We start from the raw sequence: 14,360 nt of genomic DNA on the forward strand, positions 1-14,360 counted from the left end.
CCTGCCATTCAAGGATGACTGCCGTAGGGTGCGTCGCGCGCGCCGCCGGTTGGTCTGCGTTACAGCTTCCACGCCCGGCGTAGCGTCTGCACCGCCTCGATGATTTGCGCCTCGGGCACCGCGGCAAAGCCCAGCACCAGTCCAGCGCGGGCCTCCTCGGCCGTTTCGCTGTCGGGCAGCCAGTAGTCGCTCAAGGGGGTCATCTCGATACCGGCTGCGCGGGCGGCGCCGATCAGCTCGCGTTCACGGGCCAGGCTCTCGACCCTGATGCTTAGATGCAGGCCGGCTTCCACGGCCGGCAACGGTGAGCATCCGGGAATCGCCTGCGGCCAGGCCTCGATCAGAGCGTCGCGGCGGCTGCGCGCCGCCTGGCGCATGCGCCGCACATGACGCTGGAAGTGTCCGGCAGCGACAAATTCGGCCATCACCGCCTGGGTGCCGACCTCCGAGTGGCGTATCTCCAGCGCCTGGCGCCTGGCGAAGGGCTCGGCCAGCGCGGGCGGCAGCACCAGATAGCCCAGGCGCAGCGCCGGGAAGGCGAGCTTGCCGAAGGTGCCGATGTAGATCACCCGCTGCTGCCCATCCAGCGCTGCCAGTGGCGCGAGCGGGGTGCCGCTGTAGCGGTACTCGCCGTCGTAGTCGTCCTCGATGATCCAGCCGTTGACGCGCTTGGCCCACGCCAGCAAGGCCAGGCGCCTGGGCAGCGACAGGGTGACGCCGGTGGGGTACTGGTGCGCGGGTGTGACATAGGCCAGCCGGCAGTCGTGCAGACGCTGCAGGGCGTCGACGTCCAGGCCGTCATGGTCCACCGCCACGCCGCACAGCTGCGCGCCGGCCACGGCGAAGGCATGGCCCGCCGCGCGGTAGCCGGGGTTTTCGATGGCCACGCGCTCGCCCGGTTGAATCAGCAACTGCGCGCAGAGGCTGATGGCCTGCTGCGAGCCGCAGGTGATCAATATCTGCTGCGTCTCGCAGGTCAGGCCGCGGCTGCTGCGCAGATAGGCGGCGATCAGCTCGCGTAGCTGCAGGTCACCGGCCGGGTCGACATAGCCCAGCCGTGCCAGCGCGGGTTTGCGCCAGAAGCGCGCCTGCAGGCGTGCCCAGGTCTCGAAGGGGAACAGATCGAAAGCCGGTACACCGATGCGAAAGGCGCGCGGCGCGCCGCTCGGCGGCAGCGGCAGGTGGTGCGTGTGCAGGCGCTGCAGTGCCGGGCTGGATGCCGCTGGCGTAACGGCTGGAGAGGGCGTGGGGCGACTGCGCGCCAGTTCGGCGACATAGGTGCCATCGCCGACCCGCCCGGCCACGTAGCCCTCGGCATACAGCTGGTCCAGCGCGCGGGTCACGGTGTTGCGCGAGATGCCCAGTAGCGCGGCCAGCTCACGGCTGGCCGGCAGGCGCGTGCCACTGGCCAGGCGGCCATCGAGGATGCGCACGCGCAAGGCCTGGTACAGCTGACGTGCCAAGCCCTGGCCGGGTTGCAGGCGAATACCGGAAAGGTCGAACGGCAATGAGGGCGAGCGGCTCATGAGGATTGCGATTGGCTCTATGAAAGTCATCCAAAATGGATCTTACATCAGGCCAATAGCCTGCCTAGCATGGCTTCATCACATCAGGAGATGCCGCCATGTACTGCCCCGCCGCCTTTCGTCAGGACGACCTGCCCAGCCTGCACGCGCAGATACAGTCCAGTGGACTGGCCATCGTGACCAGCACTGGCGCACAGGGCCTTCAAGCCAGCCATCTGCCGCTGTTGCTTGAACCTGGCGAAGGCGAGTTCGGCACCCTGTACGGCCACTTCGCCAGCGCCAATGGGCACTGGCGCGATCTGGCCGCTGGCGCCGAGGCACTGGTGGTATTCAGCGGTGCGGACGCCTACGTGCATCCCGGCTGGTACCCGGCCAAGGCCGAGCACGGCAAGGTGGTGCCGACCTGGAATTACATCGCCGTGCATGCCTGGGGCCAGGCCGAAGTGTTCGACGAGCCCGAGCGCCTGCTCGAGCTGGTCAGCCGCCTCAGCGACCGCCACGAACAAGGCCGCGCGCAGCCCTGGGCGGTCAGCGATGCGCCGCGCGAGTACATCGACGCCATGCTGCGCGCCATCGTCGGTTTCGCCCTGCCGATCCGCCGACTCGAAGGCAAATGGAAGCTCAGCCAGAACCGCTCGGCCAACGACCAGACCGGTGTGCGTGTCGGCCTGGCAACGTCCAACAACCCGCGTGACCACGAACTGGCGGCGCGAATGAACCCCACCGAATGATCACCACAGGAAGGCCATCATGCTCGACATCCGCCCCATCACCGCCTCCGATCACGCCGCCTGGCTGCCGCTCTGGCAGACATACCAGCGTTTCTACCAGGCCGAGATCCCGGCAGAAACCAGCGCCCTCACCTGGCAGCGCTTTATCGACTCGGCTGAGCCGATGCACGCCGCCCTGGCCTGGCAGGACGGCGAGGCGGTCGGTCTGGTGCACTTCACTATCACCGCAGTTGCTGGACGAGTGGTGACTACTGCTACCTGCAGGATCTGCTCGTCGCCGAGCACATTCGCGGTGGCGGCATCGGCCGCGCGCTGATCGAGCACGTTTACGCCGCAGCCCGCGCTGCTGGCGCCAGCCGTGTGCATTGGCTGACCCAGGAAAGCAACTACCAGGGGCGTATGCTCTACGAGCGCATCGGTGACCGCTCCGGTTTCATCCAGTACAGAGAACTGCTCTGAGGCAGGCCTCACTCCATCTCGAACAACCCACCCCGCAGCTGCGCGCTGCCCAGGCGCTGGCGGATGTCGTCGTCGATGCGTGCGTCGTCCGGTGCGTAGAGCATCAGCTGGCGATAGGCGTTGACCCGGTTGATCTCGTTACCCAGGTACTGCCAGACCACGCGGGTACAGGCCGGCGTGCGCCGGTCACCGCTGGAGACGCCGGTCTTGATGCCATTGAGGCGGATGATGCGGCTCTTGAAGCTGGGGATGAGGATGGTCTGGCTCATCTCGTTGCCGGTGAGCGACTCGTAGTCGACCAGAAACAGGCGGTCCTGCAGGAAGAACGCCGTGCCCAGGTAGCGACAGCGCACCCAGTCCTCACTGCCGCCGCGTGTAGGTTCCTGGCGCTCCTGGCGTTCCTGGCGTTCCTGGCGCTCGAACAGGTAGTTGCCGCGCTCTTCGCGCAGGTGCACCAGTGACAGCAACACATGCCCCGGTACCGACATGCAGTTGGAGTACTCGAAGTAGTAGCCGCAGTAGCGCTCCATCGGGCTGGCCTGACGGCGCAACGGGGCGAACAGCTCCAGCAACGGGTCGCTGCCGCCGTGCGGTTGCGCGGCGCCGCTGCGTGCACCGATCAGGCGGGTGAACTGCTCGGCCGGCATGGCCAGCTCGAAGGGCTCGACGCCGAAGAAATCGCAGATGCGCTTGAGGTTGTGCGTGGTCGGCCGACTCTGCCCGGCCAGGTAGCGATTGAACTGCGCGCGGTTGATCGACAGCTTGCGACACACCTCGGCGATCGAACGGTAATGGCTGCAGAGCAGTTTCAGATTGCTGCCGAGGGAATCGGACATATGACCGCTCCAGATGATGCGAATGACGCGATTCTAGCATCAACTCGCATCAGCTTGCCGCGACCTGCGAAATTGCCCGGCGAGGCCTCTATCACGAACTATTCCGCAATCCGCCCACAGCGGCGTATTCCCATTCAGAACAACAAGAGAGAAAGCCTCCATGCTCGATCTTCTCAATGACCTCATCTGGAGCAAGCTGCTGATCGTGATGCTGATCGGCCTTGGTCTGTACTTCACCGTCGCCTCGCGTTTCGTCCAGTTTCGCTACTTCAGCAGCATGTTCCGCATCTTCGGTGAGGCGTTCAAACGCCAGCCGGGTCAGCTCAGCTCGTTCCAGGCACTGATGCTGTCGGTGGCAGGCCGCGTCGGCGCCGGCAACATCGCCGGTGTATCCGTGGCAATCATGCTCGGTGGCCCGGGCGCCATCTTCTGGATGTGGGTCGTGGCGCTGGTCGGCATGGCCACCAGCTACTTCGAGTGCTCCCTGGCGCAGCTGTACAAGCGTCGTGAACCGGATGGCACCTACCGTGGTGGTCCGGCGTTCTACATCCAGCACGGCCTCGGCCAGCGCTGGCTGGGTGTCGTCGTGTCGATCCTGCTGCTGGTGACCTTCGGCTTCGGCTTCAACGCCGTGCAGTCCTTCACCGTGGCCAGCTCGCTGCATGACACCTTCGGCCTGCCGACCATCGTCAGCGGCCTGATCCTGACCGGGGTGATCGGCGTGATCATCTTCGGCGGCATCAAGCGCATCGCCAGCATGGCCGACGTGCTGGTACCGATCATGGCGTTCTCCTACATCGGCATGGCGCTGGTGGTGATCGGCATGAACCTCAGTGAGGTGCCGGCTACCTTCGCCATGATCTTCAAAGCGGCCTTCGGCCTGGAGCCGGCCTTCGCTGGCGGTATCGGCGCGGCCATCATGATGGGCGTCAAGCGCGGCCTGTTCTCCAACGAAGCAGGCCTGGGCAGCGCGCCTAACGTGGCGGCGGTGGCCGAGGTCAAGCACCCGGCGGCGCAGGGCATCGTGCAGTCGCTGAGCGTGTTCATCGACACCCTGCTGGTGTGCACCAGCACCGCGCTGATCATCCTGCTCTCCGGCGTTTACCAGCCGGGCAGTGAAATGGCCGGTGTCGTCCTGACCCAGACTGCCCTGGCGGCCGAAGTCGGTGAGTGGGGCCGGGTGTTCGTCAGCATCGCCCTGCTGCTGTTCGTCTTCACCACCCTGATCTACAACTACTACCTGGGTGAAAACGCCCTGGGCTTCTTCAGCCAGAAGCGTGGCCCGGTGATGATCTACCGCGTGCTGGTGGTGGCCCTGGTGCTGTGGGGCTCGGTGCAGGATCTGGGCACCGTGTTCGCCTTCGCCGATGTGACCATGGGCCTGCTGGCGATCTGCAACCTGATTGCCCTGGCACTGCTGTTCAAGGTGGGCCTGCGCCTGATGCGCGACTACGATGCTCAGATCAAGGCCGGGGTCGAGTCGCCGGTGTTCGATCCGCAGAAGTTCGCCGACCTGGATCTCGATCCCAAGGTCTGGCAGGCTCCGGCAGATGCTCCGGTAACCCACGCCGAACTGGGTGATCGCGTTTACCAGCGCTGATAGCCCCTGCTCGAAGAAGGGGGCGCTGCCTAATGCTGATCAGATAAGTTCGTCACCACCCCTCCTACTTGCAGTAGAGGGGGCGCTTTTCGTAGGAGCCAGCTTGCTGGCGATGCTTTTTATGGCGGATCGCCGGCAAGCCGGCTCCTACAAAGATCGAGTGCAACGGCTTAACTGACTGACATTAGGGCGCTGCCCCCTTTTTTATCGCCCGCATTTCCCGAGGAGAGCCCATGGCGACCCCAGAAAAACTCCTGGTGCTGTACACCGGCGGCACCATCGGCATGCAGATGAGTGCAGACGGCCTGGCGCCGGCTTCGGGTTTCGAGGCGCGCATGCGCACCCAACAAGCCAGCGAGAACGCCAGCGAACTGCCGCAATGGACCTTCCGCGAGCTGCTGCCGCTGATCGACAGCGCCAACATGAACACCGGCCACTGGCTGGCGCTGCGTGACGAGATCGTCACCGCCGTGCAGACCGATGGCCACGACGCCGTGCTGGTACTGCATGGCACCGATACCCTGGCCTACAGCGCCGCCGCGCTGAGTTTTTTGCTCCTCGGTCTCGACGTGCCGGTGGTGCTGACCGGCGCCATGCAGCCAGCCGGTGTCGATGGCGGCGATGCTTGGCCCAATCTGTTCGGCGCCATGCGTGCGCTGTACCGCGGCGTGAAGCCGGGCGTGCACCTGTACTTCAACGGGCAGCTACTGCATGGCGCACGTTGCTCGAAGTTGCGCAGCGATGCCTTCGACGCCTTCCAGGTGCTGCCGCGTCAGCGTCAGGCCGAGCGGGCAGAGGTCTCTGCACGGATCGACTATCGCCAGGCACGCAAGGCCGTGAACCTTGCCGTGTTGCCGCTGCATCCGGCCATGCAGGCCGGGCATCTGCACGCCCTGCTGGCCAGCGGCGTGCAGGGGCTGTTGCTGGAGTGCTACGGCAGCGGCACCGGCCCGGCCGGCGACGCGCAATTGATGAGCGTGCTGCGTGAAGCGCATCAGCGCGGCGTGGTATTGGCGGCGATCAGTCAGTGCCCGCAAGGCCATGTGCAGTTCGGCGTGTACGCGGCCGGCAGTCGTCTGGCCGAGGTCGGCCTGGTGTCCTGTGGCGGCATGACCCGCGAAGCCGCACTGGGCAAGCTGTTCGCCCTGCTCGGCGCCGGTTTGCCGCAAACGGAGGTCGAGTACTGGCTGGCGCGCGATCTCTGTGGTGAGATGAGCGACTGATCCACCTGCCCAAACAGAGGAAGGACGATGAGCATCGAAATTCGCCCTGTAGTCGCTGCCGATCACCAAGCCTGGTTGCCCTTGTGGCAGGGCTACCAGCGCTTCTACATGACCGAGATTCCAGCCGAGACCAGCGCCGCTACCTGGCAGCGCTTTCTCGACCCCGCCGAGCCCATGGGCGCCGCCCTGGCCTGGCAGGGTGACCAGGCCATTGGCCTGGTGCACTGGGTCATCCACCGCTCGACCTGGACCACCGGCGACTATTGCTACCTGCAGGACCTGTTCGTCGCCAAGGGCCAGCGCAGTGGCGGCGTTGGTCGTCAGCTGATCCAGCATGTCTATGAGCAGGCGCGTGCTGCCGGCTGCTCGCGGGTGCACTGGCTGACTCACGAGAGCAACAGCCAGGCCAAGCTGCTGTACGAGCGCATCGGTGAGCGCTCGGGATTCGTGCAGTATCGCAAGCTGTTGTAAGGCCCCGCATCACGTGCGGGCGGCGATTGGCCGCGCTGGCCGCCCGACAGGACGCGCCATGCGCAGCAGCACTTATGCGCGGCTCAAAACACCGACCAGCCGATGCGCTCGCTGAGCAGCTCCAGCGCCTTGATCCCGGCCAGGGAGTTACCCGCAGCGTTCAACTCCGGTGACCACACGCACACACTGAACTGCCCGGGGACGACCGCGACGATGCCGCCGCCCACACCGCTCTTGCCCGGCAGGCCAACGCGGTAGGCGAAGTTGCCCGCTTCGTCATACAGGCCGCTGGTGGCCATGATGGCGTTGATCTGCTTGGTCTGGCGGGGCGACAGCACCTGCTCGCCGCTGTGCTGGCAGAAGCCTTCATTGGCCAGGAAGCCAAAGGCGCGCGCCAGGTCGACGCAGCTCATGCGCAGCGCGCAGCAGCTGAAGTAGCTGCGCAGCACGGCCTCGACTTCGTTATGAAAATTACCGAACGACTGCATCAGGTAGGCTGCTGCGGCGTTGCGCGCGCGGTGCTGGTACTCGGACTCGGCGACATGATTGTCCACCGTGACCTCGGGGTTGCCCGACAGGCGCCGGACGAAGTCGCGCATCGACAGCGCCGGTGCGGCGTAGCGCGACTGGTTGATGTCGCAGATCACCAGGGCGCCGGCATTGATGAACGGATTGCGCGGCTTGCCACGCTCGAACTCCAGCTGCACCAGCGAGTTGAACGGCTGCCCGGACGGCTCGTGGCCGAGGCGCTGCCAGATGCTTTCGCCGCTGTGGCCGATGGCCTGGACCAGGCTGAACACCTTGGAAATGCTCTGGATCGAGAAGGGCGTACGGGCATCGCCGGCGACATGCACCTGGCCGTCGTTGCCATACACGGCGATGCCCAGTTGAGCGGGCACCACGCTGGCCAGTGCGGGAATGTAATTAGCCACCTTGCCCTGGCCGATCAGTGGGCGAACTTCATCGAGAATTTCGTTCAACAGCGCTTGCATGCTCAGGCTCGCGAGGGCGCCGGGCTTGCCCGGCAGGTCTGAGCTAGACGCCCATTGACGGACACGAATCACAGCGCGCGGCTTGCTCTGCACGGTTCTGCGCCCTAGTCTCGGCCTCTTCCTGTCGACGGCGTAGCCTGATGTCCACCGTTCTCAACGTCCTGCTGCCGATCTTCGGCCTGATCCTGGTCGGATTCATCTGTCGGCGAACCAATCGCCTGGGGCCGACTGCGGCATCGGAGATGAATCGCTTCGTGGTCTGGCTCGGCCTGCCGGCCCTGCTCTTCAGCCTCACGGCCAAGGCCGACTGGGCGCAGATCTGGCAGCCGGGGTTCCTGCTCGCCTTCACCGGCGGCATGCTCGCGGTGTTTCTGGTCACGCTGGTGTATCGCTGGAAAACCACCGGCAGCCTGGTCGACGCCAGTATCGACGGGCTTAGCGCCGGTTACGCCAACACCGGCTATATCGGCATTCCGCTGTGCGTGCTGGTACTGGGTGAGGACGGCATGGCGCCCGCGCTGATCGCCTCGCTGCTGGTGGTCTGCGTGCTGTTCGGCCTGGCGGTGGTGTGCATCGAGGTGGGTCTGCAGAGCAAGAAGGGGCTGGGCGGCGCCATCGTTCAGGTGGTCACCGCGCTGTTGAAGAACCCGCTGGTGATCGCACCACTGCTCGGTGCTGCCTGGGCCTTTGGTGGCGTGCAGATGCCCGCAGCACTGGACGAGTTTCTCCGCTTGCTCGGCGCGGCCACCGTACCCTGTGCGCTGGTGTCGCTGGGCTTGTTCCTGGCGCAGCGGCAGAGCGGGCCGAGCGAAGGCGCCTGGCCGCTGGTGGCGCTGAAGCTGGTGCTGCAACCGCTGGTGACCTGGTTCATCGCTTTCGTGCTGCTCGACCTGCCAGCCTTCTGGGCGCATGCCGCGTTGCTGCTCAGCGCACTGCCAACGGGCACCGGGCCGTTCATGCTCGCCGAGTACTACCAGCGCCAGGCGGCGCTGGTGTCGCGGGCGATCCTGTTTTCCACCCTCGGTTCGCTGCTGACCCTGTCGCTGATCCTGCTGGCGATCAGCCCTTGAGCTGCAGCTCCACACCCAGTTGCTGTGACAGGCAGGGCCAGCGCTGCCAGGCCGATGCGGTATCCGGTGCCGCCAGGCGCTCGCGGTAGGCCTGCACCGAGGGTTGGTCGAAGCTGGCGTCGTCGAGCATGCCGGTCAGGGCATGATGCACGGCTTCGTCGAGCTGGTTGGCGAAGGGTTCGCCAATCAGCTGGTGGGCGATCAGGTTGGCGCGTGTGGTATCCAGCGGGATCAGCGGCTGGCCGAGGTGAGCGATATAGCGATCGTTGACCTCTTCCACCAGGCGATGGGCCAGATAGGCCTCGTCGAGCAGGCCTTCGAGTCCTTCGTGCCCTTCCATCAGCGCCGGTGGCTGCAGGAAGAAATGCTCGGCGATCTTCAGCACCGGTTTCACAGCGGCCTCGATTCCCGCTTCGCGCGCGACCTCGGCAGCGGCATCGAGCACATCCGGCACCTCCTCGATATAAGCGATGACGAATGCGCTCAGTGCCCCTGGCGCATCCTCCTCCGGCAGGCGGATGGACGGGTGCAGGCGCTCCAGCTGAGTCTGCAGGAAGCGCGAGAGAGCCTGGCTGCCGCTTTCCTGCTGGCGAGCCTGAGCGATCAATTGACGAAGGGCAGCGGTGTTCATGACGGCTCCTACATTTCAGGACATGGGCGTGAACATTAGCCGGCCGTTGTGGCGGGCTAAGACGCGATTGTCATAATTTTTTCATACTTATGAGAGTTCGCTATATCCAACTGTTTCAGAATAGCTACACCCCGCATCAGACGAGGGGTTTAGGACAAAGCTTGCGCGTCTTCAGCCATTTTTGTCTGAACGTTGCGAGGTGAACCTCGCTGTCTATACTCGATTTCGAAAGGCAGTACCTGATGGAACCGGACGGGCTTTGGCACGGAGAGGTTTCGGCAGTAGTCGCCAGCAGTTGAGCGCTGTGCGCGGACAGTGAGTCCGCCTTGTCGCTCCATGGCAGTCGATCCCTTAGCCGCAGGCTCAGCCGGCGGGATAACAAGAACAATCAAGGGGAACCCGCAATGATGCGACATCCACGAGTCTGGATGGGCCTCCTGCTGTGGCTGGCATTAGGCTCGGCGCACGCGCAGTGGACGGTCAATATGGCGCCCGGTGTAACCGACGTCAGCCGCTCCGTGTTCGATCTGCACATGACCATTTTCTGGATCTGCGTTGTGATCGGTGTGATCGTCTTCGGCGCCATGTTCTGGTCGATGATCATGCACCGCCGCTCCACCGGCCAGAAACCCGCGCATTTTCACGAAAGCACCACCGTCGAGATTCTCTGGACCGTGGTGCCGCTGGCCATTCTGGTGATGATGGCGATCCCGGCGACTAAGACGCTGATCGAGATCTACGACACTTCGGAGTCCGAGCTGGATATCCAGGTCACTGGCTACCAATGGAAGTGGCACTACAAATACCTGGGTCAGGACGTCGAGTTCTTCAGCAACCTGACCACGCCGCGCTCGCAGATCAACAACCGCGAAGCCAAGGGCGAGCACTACCTGCTGGAAGTCGATGAGCCACTGGTGGTGCCGGTGGGCACCAAGGTGCGCTTCCTGATCACCGCCGCCGACGTCATTCACTCCTGGTGGGTACCGGCACTGGCGGTGAAGAAGGACGCCATCCCCGGCTTCATCAACGAATCCTGGACACGCATCGAGGAGCCCGGCATCTACCGTGGCCAGTGCACCGAGCTGTGCGGCAAGGATCACGGCTTTATGCCGGTGGTGGTCGAGGCCAAGTCCAAGGAAGACTTCGCCGTCTGGCTGGCCGAACGCAAGGAGGCCGCTGCCGCCGAGCGCGAGCTGACCAGCAAGGAGTGGACCATGGACGAGCTGATGGCACGTGGCGAGAAGGCCTACACCACCGCCTGCGCGGCCTGCCACCAGCCCAATGGTGAAGGCTTGCCGCCGATGTTCCCGGCGCTCAAGGGCTCGGCCATCGCCAAGGGGCCTGCCGAGGGCCATATCGACATCGTCTACAACGGCAAGCCGGGCACTTCCATGGCCGCTTTCGGCAAGCAGCTGTCGCCGGTCGACATGGCCGCCATCATCACCTACGAGCGCAACGCCTGGGGCAACAATGTCGGTGACATGGTCACGCCCAAGGACATCCTCGATTTCTCCAAGGCGCAGGAGTAAGGACATGAGTGCAGTGATCGACCACGGTCATACTGACCACCACCATGGCCCGGCCAAGGGTCTGATGCGCTGGGTGCTGACCACCAACCACAAGGACATCGGCACGATGTACCTGTGGTTCAGCTTCGCCATGTTCCTGCTCGGCGGCTCGATGGCGATGGTGATTCGTGCCGAGCTGTTCCAACCGGGCCTGCAGATCGTGCAGCCGGAATTCTTCAACCAGATGACCACCATGCACGGCCTGATCATGGTCTTCGGCGCGGTGATGCCGGCCTTCGTTGGCCTGGCCAACTGGATGATCCCGCTGATGATCGGCGCGCCGGACATGGCCCTGCCACGGATGAACAACTTCAGCTTCTGGCTGCTGCCAGCGGCCTTTGGCTTGTTGATCAGCACGCTGTTCATGGAGGGCGGAGGGCCGAACTTCGGCTGGACGTTTTATGCGCCGCTGTCGACGACCTACGGGCCGGAGAGCACGACCTTCTTCATTTTTGCCGTGCACCTGATGGGCATCAGTTCGATCATGGGGGCGATCAACGTGGTCGCCACCATCCTCAACCTGCGCGCCCCCGGCATGACCCTGATGAAGATGCCGCTGTTCGTCTGGACCTGGCTGATCACCGCCTTCCTGCTGATTGCGGTGATGCCGGTACTGGCGGGCTGCGTGACCATGATGCTGATGGACATCCACTTCGGTACCAGCTTCTTCAACGCTGCCGGCGGTGGTGATCCGGTGCTGTTCCAGCACGTGTTCTGGTTCTTCGGCCACCCCGAGGTGTACATCATGATCCTGCCCGCCTTCGGTGCGGTCAGCTTGATCATCCCGGCCTTCGCGCGCAAGCCGCTGTTCGGCTACACCTCGATGGTCTATGCAACCGGCGCCATCGCCTTCCTCTCGTTCATCGTCTGGGCGCACCACATGTTCACCGTCGGCATCCCGCTGACCGGCGAACTGTTTTTCATGTACGCCACCATGCTGATCGCCGTGCCCACCGGGGTGAAGGTGTTCAACTGGGCCAGCACCATGTGGCAGGGCTCGATGACCTTCGAGGCGCCGATGCTGTTCTCGGTGGCCTTCGTCATCCTCTTCACCATCGGCGGTTTCTCCGGGCTGATGCTGGCCATCGCCCCGGCTGACTTCCAGTACCACGACACCTATTTCGTGGTGGCGCACTTCCACTACGTGCTGGTACCCGGTGCGATCTTCGGCATCTTCGCCTCGACCTATTACTGGCTGCCCAAGTGGACCGGCCACATGTATGACGAAACCCTGGCCAAGCTGCATTTCTGGATGAGTTTCATCGGCATGAACCTGGCGTTCTTCCCGATGCACTTCGTCGGCCTGGCCGGCATGCCACGGCGCATCCCCGACTACAACATGATGTTCGCCAACTTCAACATGGTCTCCAGCATCGGCGCCTTCATGTTCGGCGCCACCCAGTTGCTGTTCCTGTTCATCGTCATCAAGTGCATCCGTGGTGGCAAGCCGGCCCCGGCCAAACCCTGGGACGGTGCCGAAGGCCTGGAGTGGACGGTGCCGTCACCGGCGCCCTACCACACCTTCAGTACACCGCCGGAAGTGAAGTAGGAGGTCTGCCGTGAGCGAGGTCATTGCGACTCGTCGTCTGGTTAGCCGTCTGCTGGTCGTGGTGGTGGTGATGTTCTGCTTCGGCATCTTCGTCCTGCCGCCTTTCTACGACGCCATGTGCCGGGTGTTCGGCATCAACGGCAAGACGGCAGGGGCCTACCAGGGTGAGCAGATGATCGACGTGGCTCGAGAGGTGCGCGTGCAGTTTCTCGCCACCAATTCGGCCGGGATGATCTGGGAGTTCGGCCCGCAAGCGGACGAAATAGTGGTTCACCCGGGCGAAGTACGCGACATGTTGTTCGTCGCCTACAACCCCAGCGACCAGCCGATGATGGCGCAGGCCGTCCCCAGCGTATCGCCATCGCGGGCGGCGGCCTTCTTTCACAAGACCGAGTGCTTCTGTTTCACCCAGCAGGTGCTGCAGCCGGGCGAACGCATCGAAATGCCAGTGCGCTTCATCGTCGACCGTGACCTGCCACAGGACGTGAAGCACCTGACGCTGGGCTACACGCTGTTCGATATCACGGCGAGCAAACCGCCAGTGGCACAGGCTCCATAAGGAGAACAACAATGTCGAGTCATGAAAGTCACGAGAATTATTACGTACCGGCGCAGAGCAAATGGCCCATCGTTGCCAGCATCGGTCTGTTGGTCAGCTTCTACGGTGTCGGCACCTGGTTCAACGATCTCTCGGCAGAGCGCGAAGGCTCCAACGGCCCACTGATCTTCTTCGTCGGCGGGCTGATTCTGGCCTGGATGCTGTTCGGCTGGTTCGGCAACGTCATCAAGGAAAGCCGCGCCGGCCTCTACAGTGCGCAGATGGATCGCTCGTTCCGCTGGGGCATGAGCTGGTTCATCTTCTCCGAGGTGATGTTCTTCGCCGCCTTCTTCGGCGCCCTGTTCTACATCCGCACCTTTGCCGGCCCCTGGCTCGGCGGCGAAGGTGACAAGGGCGTCACCAACATGCTCTGGGAAGGTTTCGAATACAGCTGGCCGCTGCTGCAAAACCCTGATTCCAAGCTGTTTCCGCCACCCAGTGGGGTGATCGATCCGTGGCACCTGCCACTGCTCAATACCATCCTGCTGGTGTCATCGAGCGTCACCATCACCTTCGCCCACCATGCCCTGAAGAAGAACCACCGTGGCCCGCTCAAGGCCTGGCTGGCCGCGACCATCGTGCTGGCCCTGGCGTTCCTGTTCTTTCAGGTCGAGGAATACATCGAGGCCTACACCGAGCTTGGGCTGACCCTGGGCTCGGGCATCTACGGTGCGACCTTCTTCATGCTCACCGGCTTCCACGGTGCGCATGTGACCTTGGGCACCATCATCCTGATCGTGATGCTGATACGCATCATGCGCGGGCATTTCGCCCCTGATCAGCACTTCGGTTTCGAAGCCGCCGCCTGGTACTGGCACTTCGTCGACGTGGTCTGGCTGGGGCTGTTCATCTTCGTCTACGTCCTGTAGCGGGGGCTACCAGGTAACGTGGGACACCAGTAGCTCTGAGTAGAAGCCCCAGGCGATCAGGACAACGGTGATGGCGGTCAGGCCGACACGGACAGTCAGGGCGCCGACCACGCGGGAACCATGGCCTTCATCCCTGACCAGGAAGAACAGGCCGCTGAACAGGCTGACGAGAGTGGCCAACAGCATGAGGACGATCGCGGCCTTGAGCATGCGAGACTCCGGGGGATTGACGTGATG

Annotated in this window: 14 protein-coding genes and 1 pseudogene; 10 read left to right on the forward strand and 5 right to left on the reverse strand. The window is 63.9% G+C overall.

The features are described 5' to 3' along the window. Positions 1 to 59 precede the first annotated feature (59 nt). Positions 60 to 1,526 carry a MocR-like pyridoxine biosynthesis transcription factor PdxR gene (gene pdxR, locus N5J71_RS11265; protein ID WP_125873559.1) on the reverse strand — a complete coding sequence of 489 codons (1,467 nt, stop codon included), beginning with the start codon at positions 1,524 to 1,526 and terminating at the stop codon, positions 60 to 62. A 98-nt stretch (positions 1,527 to 1,624) separates the two neighbouring features. On the opposite strand from pdxR, the gene N5J71_RS11270 reads away from it, so the two are divergent. Together N5J71_RS11270 and N5J71_RS11275 are read left to right on the forward strand one after the other, a co-directional pair. Continuing rightward, complete coding sequence (locus tag N5J71_RS11270) at positions 1,625 to 2,257, forward strand: FMN-binding negative transcriptional regulator (RefSeq protein ID WP_125873558.1); 633 nt, start codon at positions 1,625 to 1,627, stop codon at positions 2,255 to 2,257. A gap of 19 nt (positions 2,258 to 2,276) precedes the next feature. After that, positions 2,277 to 2,716 (forward strand): annotated as a pseudogene (locus N5J71_RS11275) (N-acetyltransferase family protein). A gap of 8 nt (positions 2,717 to 2,724) precedes the next feature. Here N5J71_RS11275 and N5J71_RS11280 read toward each other — a convergent pair. Beyond that, positions 2,725 to 3,552, reverse strand: a complete 828-nt coding sequence (locus N5J71_RS11280; RefSeq protein ID WP_125873557.1) for a helix-turn-helix domain-containing protein — start codon at positions 3,550 to 3,552, stop codon at positions 2,725 to 2,727. Positions 3,553 to 3,712: 160 nt separating this feature from the next. On the opposite strand from N5J71_RS11280, the gene N5J71_RS11285 reads away from it, so the two are divergent. From N5J71_RS11285 to N5J71_RS11295, 3 genes are all read left to right on the forward strand, one after another. Beyond that, the gene (locus N5J71_RS11285) at positions 3,713 to 5,152 is read left to right on the forward strand and encodes an alanine/glycine:cation symporter family protein (protein WP_125873556.1); all 1,440 of its coding nucleotides are present in this window, start codon (positions 3,713 to 3,715) and stop codon (positions 5,150 to 5,152) included. 233 nt (positions 5,153 to 5,385) lie between these two features. After that, positions 5,386 to 6,375: an asparaginase gene (locus N5J71_RS11290; protein WP_279916858.1), complete on the forward strand. Its 990-nt coding sequence runs from the start codon at positions 5,386 to 5,388 to the stop codon at positions 6,373 to 6,375. 27 nt (positions 6,376 to 6,402) lie between these two features. After that, positions 6,403 to 6,846, forward strand: a complete 444-nt coding sequence (locus N5J71_RS11295; RefSeq protein WP_004422977.1) for a GNAT family N-acetyltransferase — start codon at positions 6,403 to 6,405, stop codon at positions 6,844 to 6,846. 83 nt (positions 6,847 to 6,929) lie between these two features. Here the strand turns inward: N5J71_RS11295 and glsB are convergent, their stop codons facing one another. Further along, positions 6,930 to 7,838, reverse strand: coding sequence for a glutaminase B (glsB, locus tag N5J71_RS11300; protein WP_039964220.1), 909 nt, complete (start codon positions 7,836 to 7,838; stop codon positions 6,930 to 6,932). A 140-nt stretch (positions 7,839 to 7,978) separates the two neighbouring features. On the opposite strand from glsB, the gene N5J71_RS11305 reads away from it, so the two are divergent. Beyond that, entirely contained in the window at positions 7,979 to 8,908 is a 930-nt protein-coding gene (locus tag N5J71_RS11305) for an AEC family transporter (RefSeq protein ID WP_279916859.1), read from the forward strand. Here the strand turns inward: N5J71_RS11305 and N5J71_RS11310 are convergent. After that, a complete protein-coding gene (locus tag N5J71_RS11310) occupies positions 8,898 to 9,539 on the reverse strand; it encodes a hypothetical protein (RefSeq protein ID WP_075744743.1) in 642 nt (213 codons plus the stop codon). The genes N5J71_RS11305 and N5J71_RS11310 overlap by 11 nt on opposite strands. Before the next feature lie 404 nt (positions 9,540 to 9,943). Between N5J71_RS11310 and coxB the strand changes: the two genes are divergently transcribed. Genes coxB through N5J71_RS11330 form a run of 4 tightly spaced genes read left to right on the forward strand, consistent with a single transcriptional unit; the run spans position 9,944 to position 14,123 of the window. Next, positions 9,944 to 11,068 (forward strand): cytochrome c oxidase subunit II, encoded by a 1,125-nt coding sequence (gene coxB, locus N5J71_RS11315; RefSeq protein WP_257598280.1) that lies wholly within the window; start codon positions 9,944 to 9,946, stop codon positions 11,066 to 11,068. 4 nt (positions 11,069 to 11,072) lie between these two features. Then, positions 11,073 to 12,656, forward strand: a complete 1,584-nt coding sequence (ctaD, locus tag N5J71_RS11320) for a cytochrome c oxidase subunit I (protein WP_257598279.1) — start codon at positions 11,073 to 11,075, stop codon at positions 12,654 to 12,656. 10 nt (positions 12,657 to 12,666) lie between these two features. After that, a complete protein-coding gene (locus N5J71_RS11325) occupies positions 12,667 to 13,215 on the forward strand; it encodes a cytochrome c oxidase assembly protein (protein ID WP_084341729.1) in 549 nt (182 codons plus the stop codon). An 11-nt stretch (positions 13,216 to 13,226) separates the two neighbouring features. Beyond that, positions 13,227 to 14,123, forward strand: coding sequence for a cytochrome c oxidase subunit 3 (locus N5J71_RS11330; protein ID WP_257598278.1), 897 nt, complete (start codon positions 13,227 to 13,229; stop codon positions 14,121 to 14,123). Between the two features lie 6 nt (positions 14,124 to 14,129). Here the strand turns inward: N5J71_RS11330 and N5J71_RS11335 are convergent, their stop codons facing one another. Further along, on the reverse strand, positions 14,130 to 14,333 hold the full coding sequence (locus N5J71_RS11335; RefSeq protein WP_257598277.1) for a twin transmembrane helix small protein: 204 nt from the start codon (positions 14,331 to 14,333) through the stop codon (positions 14,130 to 14,132). Positions 14,334 to 14,360 lie beyond the last annotated feature (27 nt).

The sequence above is a fragment of the Ectopseudomonas oleovorans genome, from assembly GCF_029845265.1.
Lineage (GTDB): Bacteria > Pseudomonadota > Gammaproteobacteria > Pseudomonadales > Pseudomonadaceae > Aquipseudomonas > Aquipseudomonas oleovorans.